Here is a 17,342-nt window from a genome sequence, read left to right as displayed (position 1 = left end):
CATAGATGTTGCGCGAACACCAGTGCGAATTGGCAATGCCAGCAGCGCTGCTTGATGTCGAGTTCTGCCAGCGCTCAAAGGGACGAGCGATGACAGCAAAAACAAAGTCAGAACGCCTTCGGAGATTATTATCTCATGGATATTTTGCCCCCGAACTACCGCCATGTTTTGTTTCAAGCGATCTCGCAAAGTATCGCAAATCGATCATCGACCGGATAGAGGCGCTAACTCCAATCAGGAATAAGCCGGCTTTCCACCGGTATTATTCCGAGCCTAGCTGGTTTTACTTTCCGCGTTTCGGAAGAGACGACCGGCGACACGGTGTGCCGAATCCAATCGCCTACCTTCTTCTGTCGCGGGCCGTTGCAGACAATTATGTGAGCATGCGCAATGTCGCTAAAACTTCGGGAATCTCCGCTTCTCCTCCGATCTTCGACTGGAGCGGCCCGCGCGCCGTCATGCGTCCCAGCATCGATCTGCGTGACGATTTCCGTGTGGATCTTTCATCACGCCGAGAGGAATATGTCTCTGCAGATATCCGGGCCTTCTTCCATTCGATTTACACTCACGCAATCCCTTGGGCGATCCATGGCAAGGCGTTCGCAAAGCAAAACCGAGGAGTTGAACACTATGGCAATCTCATCGATCTGCTTTGCCGGAATGCACAAGACGGGCAAACTATCGGCTTGCCCGTCGGACCTGATTGCTCTCGCCTAATCGCCGAGGTCGTAGCGTCAGCGATAGATGCTCTGCTACGCGAAAAAATTGGGGTCAGTTCGCAAGATGCATCGCGATACATTGATGACTATACAATCAGTAGCGGTGACAATCTGTCAGGCGAGAATCTGATTGCCGCGTTAAGGCAGGCGGCCGGTGCGTTCGAACTTGAGTTGAATAATGATAAGTCCGCGATCTTATCAACTTCCGTCCGACAGGAAAGTGGCTGGAAGCAAGAAGTTCGCTCCTATGTGCCTCGCAGTGGCAGCGATGACGGAGAGTTTCAGCACTTCTTTTATCGCGTCGGCCAAGTGTGCAAGGCTCACCCGGACCTGAATGTCGAAAAATACGCCTTTCAAAATGCGCGCATGGCATTCGTCCGGGCAAATAGCTGGAACAGGCTGCAGAGCCACCTCATCGCAGCTTACCGTCGAAATTCGAGTCTGATCGCGTTCCTGGTCGAGATCACAATTTTGCGGCAGACCGATCGCGGCGATGTGAACATCCCGAGGCTTGCTGAATTCCTTGGGCACCGCATTCCGGTGCTGGCACAGGAGAACCGTAGCGGTGAAATTATCTGGTTATTGTTCCTGGCATTGCGTCTCGAGATTCCACTGTCGGCCCAATGGGTGGTGCCGCTTACCGAGATGGATAACTCGCTGATCGCGTTACTGGTCGCAGTATGCGTTCACCGCCAACTCATCGATGGTACAGTGGATTTCACACGATGGAACCGCGCGCTCAGTGGCGATGGTCTGCGCAGCGGGATGTGGCTGTTCGCCTATGAGAGCGTTGGCCTTGGTATCAATCCCGCCCCCTCAACTGCGTTCATTGAACAAGACCCTTATTTTTCGCATCTGCACGCACGGAGGGTGCGGTTCTTTTCGATCGACAATGGCTTCACGTCAATTGGCGACACACTCCGGTCGTTGCGCGGCGATAACACTCGGCTCAGGCGTGTACGCGACGATTTCATCGACGACTTCAGCTTCGAGTTAGACGAACTCGATGATGATGCTGATTTTGAGGTGGAAGACACCGGCTACTGAGCCGAAAGACACCCCCTCGATGCTCTCTGGCTTTCTCGACGGCTGGAGCCGATCTCCAGAGACATGGGGATATCGTGAATCTTTCTGCCCGGCCTGGTGGCCGGGCCGGTATGATGATCGAAACGATCGGGCAGCCAGCCGCAAGGAGGCTGCCGCCAATGGAAGAAACGACGGGGCTGCCATGAAGCTGACGCGGATCAAAATAAGCAACTTCAGAAATTTTGCCGACTTCGACGTGGCGCTCGCCGGCAATGTCGTCATTGTAGGCGAGAATCGCGTCGGGAAGAGCAATCTCCTCTATGCCCTGCGCCTGATCTTTGATCCCACCCTCCCCGACAGCAGCCGGCAACTCACCCTGGCCGATTTCTGGGACGGTCTGCAGCCTCCGGACGAAGACGACAAAATCGTCGTTCTCGTAGAGATTCAGGATTTCGAGGACGACCTCGATGTCCTGCGCATGCTCACCGATTATCGCCTCGACGACGATGCGAACACGGTGCGCCTCACTTATGAGTTTCGGCCGAGAGCTGGTCTGGAAGAGGCTCCCGCCTCCGGGGATGATTACGAGTTCATCTGCTACGGCGGAGAAAGCGAAACCAAGACCTTCGGCCATGATCTCCGCCGCAGGATACCAATGGACCTCCTCCCCGCCTTGCGCGATGCGGAAGGGGATCTTGGCTCGTGGCGAAAGTCGCCGATGCGCCCGCTGATCGAAAGGGCCTTCAGCGGCATAGAGCGCGACGATCTCAAAGACATCAAGGAAGCAATTGAAGGCGCGACCGCCGAGCTTGCTGAGTTCGACACCGTCCAGCAGCTGGAAAGCGATCTGGCTGAGCTGTTCGCCGCGATGACCGGCCCCAAGCAGGACATCAATCCAAGCCTTGGCTTCGGTGAAACCGATGTCGGGAGGCTCTACCGCAACATCCGCCTGCTGATCGACAACGAACGCAGGACGATCAGCGATGCCAGCCTTGGCTCGGCGAACATCGTGTTCCTCACCCTGAAGGCGCTGGAGCTGAAGCGCCTCATTGAGGAAAACCGGCGAGACCACACCCTGCTCGCCATCGAAGAACCGGAAGCCCATCTCCACCCTCACCTGCAGCGTTCGGTCTACCGGCATTTGTTCGAAGAGTTCCAAGGAGAGGATGACGGCTCGCCGCTGTCGATCATTCTGACGACGCACTCCCCGCATATCGCCAGCATCGCACCGCTGCGCTCAATCCTGCTGCTCAAGGACGCCGGCGAAGACGGCACGATCGGCTGCTCGGCCGCAGGCATATCGCTGACCGAAGCGGAAGAAGAAGACCTCAGCCGCTATCTCGACGTCACCCGCGCCGAGATGCTCTTTGCGCGGGGAATCCTGCTGGTCGAAGGCGATGCCGAACGGTTCCTGCTGCCCGGCTTTGCCGAAGCCATAGACTGCCCGCTCGATCATCTCGGCATCACCGTCTGCTCGGTGGCAGGCACGAACTTCACGCCCTACGCCAAATTCCTGACGGCGCTCGGCATACCGTTTGCGATCATCACCGACTGGGACCCGGCAGAAGGCGGAGCGCTCGGCATCAACCGGTCTGCCAAGCTGGTCAATACGATCGAGACGACGAGAACCGGCAAAAAGCCGCAAGCCGTCCTCAAGGAGCTGGCGCAATTAGTCGCCGATGGTGAATTGATGGCATTCAGCGACCGGTGCGCGGAGTTCGGCATCTTCACGAATGACGACACGCTCGAAGTCGACCTGTTTGAAGGGGATTTCGTTGCGGAGATCATCGCGGTCATGAGGGAGGGTGGCCTGAGTAAGACAAGGGCCGAGATGGTTGATGATTGGGAGAACGACCCGTCTTGCATGGAGGAAGGAGGCTATCTCAGCCTTATCGAAGACATGGGCAAGGGCAGATTTGCGCAGCGGCTTGCGGCGCGAATCGAAGGCTTCCCGCCGCCGGACTATATCCGCCGCGCCATCGAGTTCGTGGCAAGCCGTGTCTAACCGCGCGCTCTATCTCGATGCGTCCGCGGAGCTGCGCCGCAATTCGGGGCAGTGGTCTGCTTACGAGTCGGGCGGCCATTGCGTCGTCCTGGCCGGCCCCGGCAGCGGCAAGACAAAGACGCTGACGATCAAGCTCGCCCGCATGCTCTCGGAAGACGTTGAAGAACCGCGCGGCGCCGCCTGCATCACCTATAACAACGAATGCGCCCGCGAGCTGGAAACCCGGCTCGAGGCTCTCGGTATCGAGCCGGGCAACCGGGTCTTTATCGGCACCGTGCATTCGTTCTCGCTGACCCAGATCGTGCTGCCCTACGCGAAGGTGGCCAACATGGGGCTGCCGGAGGATTACTGCGTAGCAACGCGCGCTGAACGCGGCCGCGCCCTCGAACGCGCCTTTGCCCGCACGATCGGCGGCCACGGAAATCCTCAGGACTGGGATTTCACGATGGGCAACTACCGGCGATCGATCCTCAACCGTGAGAGCGCCGAATGGCGTGAAACCGATCCCGATCTCGCAGCGCTGGTCGAAGCCTTCGAAGAGGAACTGCGCAATCTCGGCCGGATCGACTTCGACGATATGCCGCTGCTTGCCGTGCGTGCGCTCCAGCAGCATGAATGGCTGCAGAAGGCGATCCTCGCCAAATACCCGATCCTCGTCGTTGACGAATATCAGGATTTAGGGCGCGCGCTGCACCGCATGGTGATGGGGCTCTGCTTCAGCGTAGGCATGCGCCTCTTTGCCGTCGGCGACGTCGACCAGTCGATCTACGGCTTCACCGGCGCACACCCCGAATTGCTGCAGCGGCTCTCGGACCGGCAGGATGTCGAGACGGTGCGGCTGAAGCTGAACTATCGCTGCGGCTCGCGCATCGTCACCGCCTCCGGCTACGCGCTCGGAGAAGATCGCGGCTATGAAGCCGCCGAGGGCGCGGAAGAAGGAACTGTCTTCTTCCATCCCTGCACCGGCAGCTACGAGCATCACGCCAGCACATTGTTCGCAACGGTGGTCCCGGAAATCGAAGAACGGCTGCCGGGTTTGCAGCCGGGCGACATCGCAATCCTCTATCCTGCGGCATGGATCGGCAACGCCGTCGCGGAAGCGGCGCAGCAATATGGCTATGCCACGATCCGGAGCGACACGAATGCGCTTTACCCCCGTTCAAGCCGCCTGATGCGCTGGCTGGAGCAATGCGCGCAATGGTCCTGCGGCGGCTGGCGTTCCGGATCGCCGCGCTTCAACCGGCTCGCCCGCGAAGGACGGCGGCTGTTTGGCGAAGCCCTCGGCCATGACGAGCAGCTCCTGGCTTTCGAGCGCGACCTCATGGCCACCCTATGGGACCGACGAGACGGAACCATAGCGCTGCACCAGTGGCTGAGCGAGCTGCAATCGATCATCATCGCGCCGCTCATCCCCTCCTGCCGCACCGTGCAGGACGAAGCGGAGACGCTGAGAAACTTCATCGAGAGATGCGTGACCGGCGACTGCAAGGATATGACCCTCGCCCAGTTCGCCGGACAGGGTGACGGCAAGGACTGCCTCAACCTCTCGACCCTGCACAGCGCAAAGGGCCGCGAATTCAAGGTCGTGATCATGTTCGGCCTGGACGAAGGCCGCATTCCCCGAAACAATCCGTCCGACTCCGCCGTCCTGGAAGCCCGCCGCCTCTTCTATGTCGGCTTCACCAGAGCAAAGACCGAACTCCACATCATGTATTCACATCTCCGGCCGTCGCGCTTCGTGTCCGAAGTGCAGAGCAGGCTCGCGGAGGCAGTGCAATAGTTCCGATGCCTGGCCACCACGTGACCGATGAGACGCAGAATGGCGGCAACCTGCCGAAACGCGCGTGGGACAAGGAGCCTCAGCCCTCACGGACAAGTAGCCCCCGCTGCCGAAGCCGACTATGGCGATACCCTTGCCGGTGTCGGCGATGCGCCCAACCCTCACCATACAGGCTAACGCGGCCACAGATTTCGGCGGAAAAGTCAAAGGTTTATGTTGCGCAACCAAGAGATGCAGTATAAAAAAGCATGCTCAGGGAAGGGGCAAATGAAGTTCATAGATTTATTTGCGGGTCTAGGCGGATTTCACCAGGCGTTAAACGCCAGGTCAGCGGAATGCGTCTTCGCTTCTGAAATTAATTCAGACCTTGCCAATCTTTACGAAAAGAACTTCAAGATTTTGCCTGCTGGCGATATCCGGGAAGTCGATCTGAATACAATTCCTGATCATGACATCCTATGCGCCGGCTTCCCTTGCCAGCCATTTTCAAAAGCGGGCGACCAGAAGGGCTTGGAGTGTCCGCAATGGGGCAACCTCTTCGACTATGTTGAAGAAATTCTGGCACTGAAGAAGCCACGATACTTTATCATCGAAAACGTGCCTAACCTAATTCGCCATGACAAGGGGCGCACGTGGGATGTCATTTGCTCCCGGCTTACGAAGCTCGGCTATGACATCTCTTATGCTAAACTCTCGCCTCACATGTTTGGCGTCCCGCAAAGGCGCGAACGCGCCTTCATCGTGGGTGACCTGGAGGGGCTCGGCGATTTCGAATGGCCAATCCCTGACGCACTGCCGGAAGTCACGATAGACAGCGTGCTGGACGATAAGCCTGAGGATGCGCTTCGCCTGAGTGCAAGCCACATCAAACAACTCAAGACCTGGCAGGAGTTCATCAAGGCATTCCCGAAAGATCAGGACCTGCCTTCCTTTCCCATTTGGGCTATGGAATTCGGCGCGACGTACCCGCTGTTTGGCGCAACGCCGAACGAAAGAGGCTATCGCGGACTCGGCCGCTATAAAGGGGCATTCGGGCAGGAACTGAAGGGCCTTTCACCTCCCGGAGTCGAGGCGGCGCTGCCCGGTTATGCGCGTACCAAACTAAAGGAATTTCCGGAGTGGAAGATCGACTTCATCCGGAAGAATCGCGAGTTCTATGATGCTCACCGTGACATTATCGATCCTTGGCTGCCGAAAATCAGGGATTTTCCTCCTAGCTTTCAAAAGCTTGAGTGGAATTGCAAGGGAGGCAAGCGAGACATCTGGAAGCACGTGATCCAGTTTCGTGCCAGCGGAATTCGGGTGAAAAAGCCGGATGCCGCCCCCTCGCTGATCGCCATGACGACGAGCCAGGTTCCGATCATAGCGTGGGAGAAGCGTTTCATGACGCCGAGGGAGTGCAGCAGACTCCAAAGCATGGGGAATCTTGCCCACCTTCCTGAAACCAAGGGAGGCGCATACAAGGCCTTCGGCAATGCCGTGAATGTCGAAGTCGTCGGCCATATCTTTGACGCGCTGATAGACAGGTCGGAGGAAGCTTTGGCTTCTGAGTTGGCCGTGGCAGCGGAATAATGGCCAAGGTAAGCTCCGTAAATATTCGGCCGGGCGTCAATGTCCTCTCGGTTCTGCCGCACCTGAATTATAAGGCATGGTTCGCCCTGGCCGAATTCGTCGACAACGCCATCCAGAGCAGCATCGACAACAAGAAGAAGCTGAGAGACACTGACGGCGCGGGATATCGGCTGCGGGTCGATATCGATTTCAACCCGGCTGAAGCTACGATCACGATCACCGACAACGCCGCCGGTATCGCAACATCAGATTACCAGCGCGCTTTCAGGCCTGCTGAGATACCGCCCGATGCATCGGGGCTGTCAGAATTTGGCATGGGTATGAAGAGTGCGGCCTGCTGGTTCGCGCCGAACTGGAGCGTCCGGTCGAGCGCACTTGGAGAGCGCGTCGAGCGAACCGTGTTTTTCGATATCGACCAGATCGTGACCGACAGCATCGAAGAGCTCAATGTCATTTCGACCGAAGTGGCGGAGGGGAAACACTATACTGAGATCAGGCTGGAACGGATCAGGCGGTTTCCCCGAGGAAAGACGATATCAAAGATCAAGGAGCACCTTGCCAGCATTTACAGGGTCTACCTTCGAGAAGGTCTTCTGGAACTCTCCGTCGATGGCGAAAAGCTTGTGTATGAAGAGCCGACGATTCTGACCGCACCAAGCTTTCGTGACCCTGATGGGCCAGCGATTGAATGGAAGAAAGATATCAAGTTCGACCTCGGCGATGGCAAGTCTGCGCACGGATTTGTGGCAATACGTGAGACGGCTAGCACAAAGCTTGCCGGGTTAGCGCTGTTTCGGAGAAAGCGGCTCATACTGGGCAGCGCTGATGAAGCCTATCGGCCCGAAGATATCTTTGGAAGGTCCAATACCTATCCGTATCAGCGGCTGTTTGGCGAAATCCACCTCAAGGGCTTCTTCGTGAGTCACACAAAGGACGGGGTGAAATGGGAAGAGAGTGAAGATGAGTTCCTGCGAAAATTGCGCAAAGAATTGTCTTTGGAAGAGTTGCCGCTGATTCAGCAGGCGCGAGAACATCGCACCAAATCGGGGGCAAAGGCGACGCGCAAGGATGCGGTAGACGCGCTGCGGACTACGGCCGATAGCCTAAACAAGAAGACGATCGCCGCTAACGACAGAGGCGAGCCCGGCGTTACAGAACTCTCGGAACCCCATGCTGATAGCGAAGAGCTTAATGACATCCGGGCTGAGGACCTCGAAGAAGCGGAACTTCGGCTACAATTTCGGAGCGAGCCGTGGATTGTCAGGATTGAGCTGTCCTATGCGGATGACAGCGCCGAATGGCTAGCCATTCGAGATCGCCCGTCAATTACAGACCCCGAGCCGCGCGAAATCGTAATCAGGATAGCGATGCTTCATCCCTTCATGTCGCAGTTCCCGACGTTGGATTCCGAAGGCTTCTCGGCTGTGCTGAAACTTGCGGCTGCTATGGCGCTAGCTGAGGTCGCGGCTACTGAGCTCGCGGATCGCAATCCTTACGCAATCCGCCGGTTCACGAATGAAATCCTAAAAACCCACATGTCCAAGCGAGTCATCGATGAATAAAAGCAGCATCATCAAGGTTGCAGCGCCAAGCGCTGCCAACGGCTGGCGCCCTGTCCAGGGAGAAGCATTCACAAGGCTGCTAAACACCAACGATGCGCTTTCGCCCGACGAAAAGGATCAGTTGGTCATCGAGACGACCGCGATCCTCGGCGACTGTGTCGAGCCGTCCGGTCAGGATTCATGCAACACCGGCCTCGTTATTGGGTACGTGCAGAGCGGAAAAACCTTGTCGTTTACCGGCCTGACGGCTCTTGCGCGGGACAACAAGTATCAGCTTGTCATTTTGCTCGCCGGCACGACGAATAACCTTGTCGAGCAATCCTTCGACCGCATTAGGAAGGACCTCGACATAGATGGAAACCGTGAATGGAAGCTGTTCTCCACGCAGCAGAAGGGATTCCAGAGTGGCGAACTGGACCGCGTGAACCTGGAACTGCTGAAGTGGCGGCGTGGCAATCCGCGCGCGCGAACGATCCTGATTATCGCGATGAAGCAGCACCAGCACCTCGACAACCTGGCAAGGCTGCTTTCGCATGTTGATCTGACCGATTGCCCTACGCTGATTGTTGATGACGAAGGTGACCAGGCGGGCATCAACACGAAGGCGAAGAAGGGAGAAGAAAGCACGACTTACGCCCGAATTCTGGCCCTACGGAACCTTTTCCCGCATCACAGCTACGTTCTTTATACCGCGACGCCGCAGGCGCCGCTTCTCATCAGCCGGATCGACACGCTTTCGCCTGACTTTGGCAAGGTTCTCACGCCCGGAGAGCAGTATGTCGGCGGGCAGGACTTTTTCGGCGCCGGCGGCAGCACTTATGTCGAAACGATCCTTGCATCAGAGGTCCCGGATCGGTTGAATCCGCCGAGCGAGCCGCCAAAGAGCCTGCTATCGGCGCTTAGGGACTTTTTCGTAGGGGTGGCGATAGGCCTGCTGGAGGGGGAGGATCAAAAAGGCCGGAACAGGTCCATGATGATCCATCCGGCTGTGCCCAAAGACGAGCATCTAATGTATGCACGCTGGGTCAAGCAGATGAAAGAGCAGTGGTGCGTAGTTCTGGAGGATGAAGATCATCCGGATCGCGATGCGCTTTTGGCTGCCTTTGAGGAATCCACCAAGGGACTATTGCAGACCTATACCACCGCCCACTCCTTTGCTGAGATTGCCCCTCTACTACTTGAGGCCATCGAAACCACGGCAATCGTGGAACTCAATACCCGAGAGAAGTCCCGAATTCCAAGCGTCGATTGGAAAGGCGAGTATAGCTGGATCCTTGTCGGCGGCATCGGGCTTGATCGCGGCTTCACCGTTGAAGGGCTGACCGTAAGCTACATGCCGCGTTCGACGGGGGTCGGAAATGCCGACAACATCCAGCAGCGCGCCCGGTTCTTCGGCTACAAGCGAGGTTATCTCGGACTGTGCCGGATATACCTGACGACCGAAAACGTCGATGCCTTCACGGATTACGTCAGCCACGAAGATTCCATCCGGTCGTCGATCCGGCACCATCTCGACGCTGGTAAAACTCTCAAGGACTGGAGACGAACGTACTTTTTGGATCAGACATTGAAGCCCACGCGGTCTTCCGTGGTGCTTCTCGAAATGTACCAATCCAGGGGACGTGGCGGCTGGATCGCTCCTGACCACCCGCATGACGACAGCGAGATGCTCGGTGAAAACCGGGATGTCGTCGATGCCATCCTCAACGACTTCAGCTTCTCGACCTACGCCGAGGCAGGCTGGAACGACAAACAGGTCGTGCCCGCATTCAATGATGCAGTCCCTCTTGCTGAGCTCCTGCCCTACATCGGGAGAATTCGGTATAAATGGCCGGACGACAATCTCCAGCATTCGTCCCTGATGCTCATGCTCGGAAGATTGGCCGAAGATCCGGCGGCAACGTGCAGCTTTTACGCATTTTCCGGTCCTTGGTCAGGCGTGCCCGCGCTGCGTACTCTGAACGATGATCAACCGGCCAAGATCAAAAACCTGTTTCAGGGTTCAAACGCCCGAACGAACTATCCCGGCGCAAGGGCGCTGATCTCCCAAGAGACTGTCACCATCCAGCTTCACAGGTATGATGTGCAAACCGCAGACAAGAAGCGGACATTAAAGGATGTCCCTGTGCTGGCCGTCCACATCCCGAACCCACTCATTGAACGAGTTTGGGTCGAGCGATAATTGTCGATGCTCTTCGAAGCCTACAGCAAGCTGGTTCAGGCGTTTCCCGATGGCTGCGACCATTTGTACGGCGAAGCCATACACCCGAGCGGCAATCTTTGGCTAGCAACGGACGGGCAGTTATATCCTGCATTGCTCTTCGCTGGGACACCTTCGGACGAACGAGGTGACATAAGGCTCCGAGCTATCGATGTTGAATTTTCGCGCGACTGCGAAATCGCAGTCGAGGCGTCGATTCCGGTATTGGGCACCTTCACGATCGTCCGCCTGAATGAAAGCGATCCAGAGATCGTAAGGGTCTTTCTCAGGCTGCTCGAGGAATCGTTCTGCGAGCGCCAACTGCCGGTGAGCAACCGGGAAATCGGCGACCGCATACTGGAGATTGCAGAACTCTTTAGTAGGATCGATGGCGGTGGCGATATCGTCGGACTCTGGGGTGAACTCTACCTGATCTCACTTGCGCCCAGCGTCACAAACGCGGTGCGATGCTGGAGTTCGCACAAGAGCGCCAAGTACGACTTCGTCACGGACCAATTCGCGCTGGAGACCAAGACGACGCTCAAACCTAGCCGCCAGCATCGCTTTTCCATCGACCAGTTGAGGCCCGGTCTGGATATGAAGGTCTATCTCGCTTCGTTGCAGCTCACTGAAACCCAGGCCGGACGGACTGTCGCGGAACTGGTCGAGGAAATTTATGGCGAACTTGCAGACGCAGAACTTCGGAACGCTTTTTTCAGCCTGTGCCTCTCGAAGGGAGGGCCGGATATCTACCGGAGTTCCCTGCGACTGCGCCCCTTCCCGGACGAGTCCTCGCTGATGTTTTTTGACGCTCGCGAGTTGCCGGCGCCGGAGGTCGGAGCCTCTGATCCAATCGCCAATGTTCGCTTTGATCTTGACCTGTCAGCCGTGCAGCCTCTCGGCAGCGAAGCGCGAGGTTTCATCCTTTCGTTTCCGGCCTAGCCATGTTTTCACGGCACGCAGGGTCGCGAACAGGGGGCATTCGTGGCTGACGTTCCTGACTGGCGCATCTACGAACGGGTAGCTGTCTGCTTTGAAATCGATGCCATAGGCATGGATGTATCTGTCACCCCCAATGCCAGACTTCTCGGTTCGATCAGCGGCGTGAAGCGTCAGATCGACGTTCTGGTAGATGCACGCTGGGAAGAAGGGATCGAGCGCCGGATTATCTATGACGCCAAGCGTCGCAAGCGCAAAGTCACCGTGCAGGACATTGAAGCGTTTGAAGGGTTGATGCGGGATGTAAGAGCATCTCGCGGCGTTCTCGTCTGCGCAAGCGGCTGGACCAAAGCGGCGCAGGCACGGGCGGAAGAGAAAATCGAGATTCGGCTGCTGAGCGTCGAAGAAGCAGAGGAACTCGATCATGCCGCCGTTGACCCCTGCCCTAACTGCGAACTCCGGTCTGAAATGACGCCGGGAGTGATATTCTGGGACGGTCAATTCCCTCTTCAGATGGGCGGCTGGGTCATCATATTCACAGGCAAGTGCGATGTTTGTCGCAGCTTCGCATTTTGGTGCTGGGACTGCGGGGAAAAGGTTGTCGTCCCGGACACCGAAACACACGTTTGCGGCTGCGAGAGTACCTGGTTCGTGGAGATGAATGCGGATGAGGCCCTATTCATCGTGCGGATGGCAAATGGGGAAATTCCCTTGGACAGGCGGCCTCTCCAATAGCTCCAGCGAACTGGCAGCCAAGTCGGAGAGATCAGGCTTCTCGCAAAAACGACTGCACAACGTCCGCGACAGCGTCCTCGCTCGCAACGTCACACTCCCAAAGAACAAGAACTTGCCAGCCGAGATTTTCAAGTGCTTCCAGCGCCGCCGCGTCGCGCTCCTTGTTCCGGCGCAGCTTAGGCAACCAATATTCCGGCCGGGATTTAGGCAGACGGGCTAGGCGGCATCCCGGATGCTGGTGCCAGAAGCACCCGTGGACAAGAATGGTCTTGCGCAGCCTTGGGAAAACGAGGTCCGGCGTTCCCGGCAGGTCCCGGCGGTGCAACCGAAACCTATAGCCAAGGCGGTGTGCCACGCGTCGCACGACCAACTCCGGCTTGGTGTTGACCTTACGGATTAGCCGCATATGGGCGCTGCGCGCTTCGGGGGTTAGGCGGTCAGACATTCCAGAAACCTTGCCACAAACTTGCCACAAGCCGAAAAAGTTCTGAACGGACAATGGCGGATTCCTGCGGGTTTACGAGGGCGGCGAGTTTGTGGCAAATTTGCCGTTCGGTGCCGATTTTCGCTCGATTTTTGTGCCCAAGATATTGATTTTGTTATGGAGCGGGTGATGGGGATCGAACCCACGGCCCTCAGCTTGGGAAGCTGCTCGATAAGCCTCAGAATCAAAGGGTTATCAGACTTTCGCCACAGATTTGCCACATGCGGCGGCGCTGCGAATATCGGAGATAATGCCGGGATCGTCGATCTCCTCCGCGTGCTTTTGGCGGATCAGGTGACCGTAGACATTGAGCGTCATGGCTGCGTCCTCATGTCCCATCCGCTCCTGGATGGTCTTCAGATCCTTGTTCTGAGAGATCAGCATTGAGGCGTAGAAGTGGCGGAGCGAGTAAGGCGTGTAGATCGGCGCGAGCGTCTCTCTGCCGTCAACCATTCGCTTTTCCATCAGGCCGGCCGCTTTCATGAGCTTGTGCCAGCCACGGCGCAGAAATTTGTTGTAAGGCTGATGCTCTGCGTACCTGCCGGGAAAAACGAAACAGCTCGTATCGCCAATCTTGGTAGAATCCCGATAGGCTCGCACGAGTTTGAGAGTGCCTTCGCCAACCGGAATATACCGTCGCCCGGCGCGTGATTTTGGCGGGCCGATTTTGTTGCTGCGGTCTAGGGCCTGGGTGACGCGCACGCCCTTCTCGAGTAAATCCTGGGTCGGGAGCGCCAGATATTCCTGCGGCCGCATCCCGGTGTCGAGCGCAAGGTAGATCATAGCCTGATAACGCTTCCAGGCTTTCGCGATCGAGCCATTCCTATGCACGGCCAGCGCGTCCGCAGCGTCGAGGATAAGCTGCACCTCCTCTATGGAGGGAATGCGCACAGGCTCTTTGTAGCGGGAATGCTGGATCGTGATCTTGGCGGCCGGATCGTGTGTGAGAACGCCCTGCGTGACCATCTCCAACAGTACCGAATGGAAGGACGAAAGCACTTTCTTGGCCTGGTCGCGGCTGTAGTTTTTTAGAAGCCACGACCGAAATGCGACCATGTCCGGGGCCTCAAGCTCGTGCAGGGGCTTCTCCCATTCGTAGGCACGCATGATGGATGCGCGGGCTTTGTAACCTTCGATGGTTGCCGGGGAGACCGGGTCTTTGCCGTCGCGCCCTTCGAACTCGCAGATGTCCAGCCACTTCTGAATGCCATCTTCAACGGTCTGAAACTCGGCATGCCTAGCTGCAGCCCTCTTCTTCGCTGCAGCGTCTTCCCTGAAGGCGCGGGCTTCTTTCATAGTTTCGAAAGAGGCATAAGCATAGCCAGACTTTGTAGCTTTGCTAGGGTAACGCACCTGATAGGTCGTGCCTTTTCGACCTGTTCTTTTTCTTATATCTGACATTTCCAGCCATTTTGTCGCATGGACTCTGTAAATTCAAGCCATACGTTCAATTTCTTCTATACTTATTCTCAGCTTCTATTTGGAGCTCGCGATAAATCTTGACCAGCGTTCCCTTCTCTATCTTCAAGCGCCCTTCAATGGGATCGACGAAGAATGGCAGCTTGCGTCGGCCGTGAGCGTCCTTGTCAGCAGCCCGCTTCATCTGCCGCTCGTTAAGCTCGACGCCCATCTCCGCCAGAACTTCACGTGCCTGGGTCAGATCGAGATAGCAGGGCTGGGGCAGACGCGTTCCGCTCATGGTCACCTCACAGGTCGTAATCCTTGCAGGCCGGGCGGTAGTGGTGCGTATCGAGATAATTCACAGGCCCGCCGGTGGGACGGCGCACCATCACCTCATCGCCGTACTCGTTGGTTGCAAACAAGCGCAGTCGGGGAGATTTGACGTACTGAACATTGTAGATATCGCGAAGGGCGTGCACGTCCTGGATCAATGCCTGCAAGAGTTCATCAACGCTAATTGTCCCAAGCTGCCGATAACTGATCGTCAGGCCCTTTGAATTGTTATAGTCCCCTTTTATCGCCATCGCGTAATACCCACAAACGTTTCACGGCTAATCCCATAATTGTATTTTACATATTTGTTTCTTAATAACCTTTTAACCTATATTAGGAAACGCTGACGTAGAGCCAGTTGCAGCGACTGCCTTGTTCGGTCTCTTCACTCTTGAGTTGAAGGTGTCCAATCCGTGGCCAGGACGGATAGTCCGCCGCAGGCCACACTTGGCTCCATCATGCGAGGCAGCACCACTTCACGACCAAAGCCAGCAGCGCCAACTGGCGCTGATCCGCGGCTTGCTGCCCTCGCCCGGCTCCTTGCCCGTGCTGCCGCCAGCCGGGACTTTGAAAGAGAGTCGCAGGGGCGTAGACTGCCAAGCGCTTCAAGAGGACCGCAGTCCGGGGAGACGCGATGACCAGGGTAGCCATTTACGCTCGCTACAGCTCCGACAAGCAGAGCGATGCTTCGATTGAAGACCAGATAAGGCTCTGCGACGAACGCGCGAAGCGCGAGGGCTGGCAGGTCGTGCAGCGATATACCGATCACGGCATTTCTGGAGCAAGCCTGTTACGTCCCGGCATTCAGGCGCTGATGCGCGATGCGCAAAGCGGCATTTTCAATCTCGTGCTCTCCGAGGCGCTCGACCGCGTTTCGCGCGATCAGGAGGATATCGCCGGACTCTACAAGCGCCTGCGCTTCGCCGGCATCCCGATGGTCACACTCTCGGAAGGTGAGATCGGCGAACTTCACATTGGTCTCAAGGGGACGATGGGCGCCCTCTTCCTGAGAGACCTTGCCGACAAGACACGGCGCGGATTGCGCGGCCGCGTCGAGGCTGGGAGATCCGGCGGCGGCAATAGCTATGGCTATGACGTGGTCGTGAATGTAAGCGCCTCCGGCGAAGCCGACCGAGGCGAACGGACGATCAATGAGCAACAAGCGGCGATCGTGCGCGAAATTTTCAATGCCTATGCCGCCGGCAAATCTCCCAAAGCTATCGCGCTTGATCTCAACAAGCGCGGCGAGTCCGGCCCTTCCGGGAAAGGCTGGGGGCCTTCGACCATCAACGGCAACTGGCGGCGCGGCACCGGTATTCTCAACAATGAGCTTTATATCGGCCGGCTGGTCTGGAACCGCCTCACCTACATGAAGAACCCTGATACCGGAAAGCGCGTGTCACGTCTCAATTTGGAATCGGCCTGGGTCGCGATTGATGTGCCGGAATTGCGGATCATAGATCAGGAACTGTGGGACGAAGTGAAGGCGCGGCAGCATGGCCTGCGCAAACTTCCAGCCTTCCATCAAAAGCAGCGGCCGCGCATGCTTCTTTCATACCTTCTCAAATGTGGCAGTTGCGGCGGCGGGTTCAGCAAAATTTCGCAGACTCACTACGGCTGCTCGACCGCCCGAAACAAGGGGACTTGCACCAACCGGTCGGCAATCAAGCAGGAAGAACTGGAAGGGCGTATTCTCGGGGCGCTGCAGAGTCAGCTGATGGAGCCGGAGCTCTGCAAGGAATTCTGCGACGAATATACGCGCCACCTCAATCAGCTGCGCAATGAGAAGAATGCCCATATCTCAGCCGCCAAAGCTGAGCTGATCAAGGTCGCCAAGGCGCGGGAGAATATCATTGAAGCCATCAAGAATGGCATTCCGGCCTCGGAGGTCAAAGAAGACCTTGCCCGCGTTGCAGCCCGCCGTGACGAATTGCAGCGTATGCTTGATCAGGCTGACGAAGAGCCGGTCCTTCTCCATCCGAATATGGCCGGGTTTTACCGCGAGCAAGTCGCGGCGCTGGCCGAAGCCCTGACATCGGAGGAGTTTCGCGGTGAGGCTGCCGATCTCCTGCGCTCGCTGATCGAATCGATCGTCCTATCGCCCAGCACTGATGGCGGCCTGGACATCGACCTGCACGGAGATTTGGCGGGAATCCTGAGCCTGGCGACCGCGAAGAAGGGAGCCGATCAAGGCCCCGATCTTCAGCAGGTTAAGATGGTTGCGGGGGTAGGATTTGAACCTACGACCTTCAGGTTATGAGCCTGACGAGCTACCGGGCTGCTCCACCCCGCGTCACCATGTTCGGGCTGTCTGTGTTCAGCCCGGCAGCAGATTGTTTGTGGTTCATTCCGACGTTGTCGGCCTGAACGGCGGGCTGCTCCGCCCCGCGTGATATGTGTCGCCTCGTTCGCCTGGAACGCGAAGAGGGCCCTTTGCCGGGGCCCTCTTGAGGGCGTTTGCCCTTGTCATTGTGATGGGTTTTTTTTCAGCGAAGCGCGCCGGCTTCAATGCCTGGCGACGTCCTACTCTTCCGACGCTTGAGCGTAAGTACCATTGGCGCTGTCAGGTTTCACGGCCGAGTTCGA

At 57.3% G+C, this 17,342-nt stretch carries 13 protein-coding genes, 1 tRNA gene and 1 pseudogene; 9 read left to right on the top strand and 6 right to left on the bottom strand.

Annotation, left to right across the window (positions count from 1 at the left end; all coding sequences use genetic code 11):
- Nucleotides 1-35: 35 nt before the first annotated feature.
- The 8 genes from IEX32_RS17255 (at nt 36) to IEX32_RS17220 (ending at nt 12,538) form a co-directional block, all read left to right on the top strand.
- Nucleotides 36-1,766: an RNA-directed DNA polymerase gene (locus IEX32_RS17255; protein WP_229736458.1), complete on the top strand. Its 1,731-nt coding sequence runs from the start codon at nt 36-38 to the stop codon at nt 1,764-1,766.
- Entirely contained in the window at nt 1,726-3,750 is a 2,025-nt protein-coding gene (locus IEX32_RS17250; RefSeq protein WP_229736457.1) for an ATP-dependent nuclease, read from the top strand. Before IEX32_RS17255 ends, IEX32_RS17250 begins: the two co-directional genes overlap by 41 nt.
- Nucleotides 3,743-5,530 carry an ATP-dependent helicase gene (locus IEX32_RS17245; RefSeq protein WP_229736456.1) on the top strand — a complete coding sequence of 596 codons (1,788 nt, stop codon included), beginning with the start codon at nt 3,743-3,745 and terminating at the stop codon, nt 5,528-5,530. The genes IEX32_RS17250 and IEX32_RS17245 overlap by 8 nt, the downstream gene beginning before the upstream one ends.
- 267 nt (nt 5,531-5,797) lie before the next feature.
- Nucleotides 5,798-7,102 (top strand): DNA cytosine methyltransferase, encoded by a 1,305-nt coding sequence (locus IEX32_RS17240; RefSeq protein WP_188772785.1) that lies wholly within the window; start codon nt 5,798-5,800, stop codon nt 7,100-7,102.
- Nucleotides 7,102-8,664 carry an ATP-binding protein gene (locus IEX32_RS17235; protein WP_188772784.1) on the top strand — a complete coding sequence of 521 codons (1,563 nt, stop codon included), beginning with the start codon at nt 7,102-7,104 and terminating at the stop codon, nt 8,662-8,664. The genes IEX32_RS17240 and IEX32_RS17235 overlap by 1 nt, the downstream gene beginning before the upstream one ends.
- Nucleotides 8,657-10,846 (top strand): Z1 domain-containing protein, encoded by a 2,190-nt coding sequence (locus tag IEX32_RS17230; RefSeq protein WP_188772783.1) that lies wholly within the window; start codon nt 8,657-8,659, stop codon nt 10,844-10,846. The genes IEX32_RS17235 and IEX32_RS17230 overlap by 8 nt, the downstream gene beginning before the upstream one ends.
- A 6-nt stretch (nt 10,847-10,852) precedes the next feature.
- Nucleotides 10,853-11,806: a PD-(D/E)XK motif protein gene (locus tag IEX32_RS17225; RefSeq protein WP_188772782.1), complete on the top strand. Its 954-nt coding sequence runs from the start codon at nt 10,853-10,855 to the stop codon at nt 11,804-11,806.
- A 42-nt stretch (nt 11,807-11,848) separates the two neighbouring features.
- Nucleotides 11,849-12,538: a restriction endonuclease gene (locus IEX32_RS17220; RefSeq protein ID WP_188772781.1), complete on the top strand. Its 690-nt coding sequence runs from the start codon at nt 11,849-11,851 to the stop codon at nt 12,536-12,538.
- 31 nt (nt 12,539-12,569) lie between these two features.
- On the opposite strand, the gene IEX32_RS17215 is transcribed toward IEX32_RS17220, so the two are convergent.
- The 4 genes from IEX32_RS17215 to IEX32_RS17200 form a co-directional block, all read right to left on the bottom strand.
- Nucleotides 12,570-13,037: a very short patch repair endonuclease gene (locus tag IEX32_RS17215; protein ID WP_229736455.1), complete on the bottom strand. Its 468-nt coding sequence runs from the start codon at nt 13,035-13,037 to the stop codon at nt 12,570-12,572.
- A gap of 180 nt (nt 13,038-13,217) precedes the next feature.
- Entirely contained in the window at nt 13,218-14,318 is a 1,101-nt protein-coding gene (locus IEX32_RS17210) for a tyrosine-type recombinase/integrase (RefSeq protein ID WP_188772780.1), read from the bottom strand.
- Between the two features lie 151 nt (nt 14,319-14,469).
- Complete coding sequence (locus tag IEX32_RS17205; protein ID WP_229736454.1) at nt 14,470-14,721, bottom strand: hypothetical protein; 252 nt, start codon at nt 14,719-14,721, stop codon at nt 14,470-14,472.
- Between the two features lie 7 nt (nt 14,722-14,728).
- Nucleotides 14,729-15,007: a hypothetical protein gene (locus IEX32_RS17200; protein WP_188772779.1), complete on the bottom strand. Its 279-nt coding sequence runs from the start codon at nt 15,005-15,007 to the stop codon at nt 14,729-14,731.
- Nucleotides 15,008-15,390: 383 nt separating this feature from the next.
- Here IEX32_RS17200 and IEX32_RS20745 point away from each other — a divergent pair.
- A pseudogene (locus IEX32_RS20745) lies at nt 15,391-16,449 on the top strand (recombinase family protein); the annotation flags it as partial.
- A gap of 108 nt (nt 16,450-16,557) precedes the next feature.
- Here IEX32_RS20745 and IEX32_RS20740 read toward each other — a convergent pair.
- Both IEX32_RS20740 and IEX32_RS17190 read right to left on the bottom strand, forming a co-directional pair.
- Complete coding sequence (locus IEX32_RS20740; RefSeq protein ID WP_229736453.1) at nt 16,558-16,764, bottom strand: hypothetical protein; 207 nt, start codon at nt 16,762-16,764, stop codon at nt 16,558-16,560.
- A 208-nt stretch (nt 16,765-16,972) separates the two neighbouring features.
- Nucleotides 16,973-17,049 (bottom strand) — tRNA-Met (locus IEX32_RS17190).
- Nucleotides 17,050-17,342: the final 293 nt, after the last annotated feature.

It is taken from the genome of Novosphingobium endophyticum (assembly GCF_014640675.1).
Classification (GTDB): Bacteria; Pseudomonadota; Alphaproteobacteria; order Sphingomonadales; family Sphingomonadaceae; genus Novosphingobium; species Novosphingobium endophyticum.
This window is presented reverse-complemented; position numbering and strand designations above follow the sequence as displayed.

Coding starts and splice junctions, on each gene's coding strand:
- IEX32_RS17255 (WP_229736458.1), top strand. CDS start 36: ATGCCAGCAGCGCTGCTTGATGTCGAGTTCTGCCAGCGCTCAAAGGGA.
- IEX32_RS17250 (WP_229736457.1), top strand. CDS start 1,726: ATGATGATGCTGATTTTGAGGTGGAAGACACCGGCTACTGAGCCGAAA.
- IEX32_RS17240 (WP_188772785.1), top strand. CDS start 5,798: ATGAAGTTCATAGATTTATTTGCGGGTCTAGGCGGATTTCACCAGGCG.
- IEX32_RS17235 (WP_188772784.1), top strand. CDS start 7,102: ATGGCCAAGGTAAGCTCCGTAAATATTCGGCCGGGCGTCAATGTCCTC.
- IEX32_RS17230 (WP_188772783.1), top strand. CDS start 8,657: ATGAATAAAAGCAGCATCATCAAGGTTGCAGCGCCAAGCGCTGCCAAC.
- IEX32_RS17225 (WP_188772782.1), top strand. CDS start 10,853: ATGCTCTTCGAAGCCTACAGCAAGCTGGTTCAGGCGTTTCCCGATGGC.
- IEX32_RS17210 (WP_188772780.1), bottom strand. CDS start 14,318: ATGAAAGAAGCCCGCGCCTTCAGGGAAGACGCTGCAGCGAAGAAGAGG.
- IEX32_RS17205 (WP_229736454.1), bottom strand. CDS start 14,721: ATGAGCGGAACGCGTCTGCCCCAGCCCTGCTATCTCGATCTGACCCAG.
- IEX32_RS17200 (WP_188772779.1), bottom strand. CDS start 15,007: ATGGCGATAAAAGGGGACTATAACAATTCAAAGGGCCTGACGATCAGT.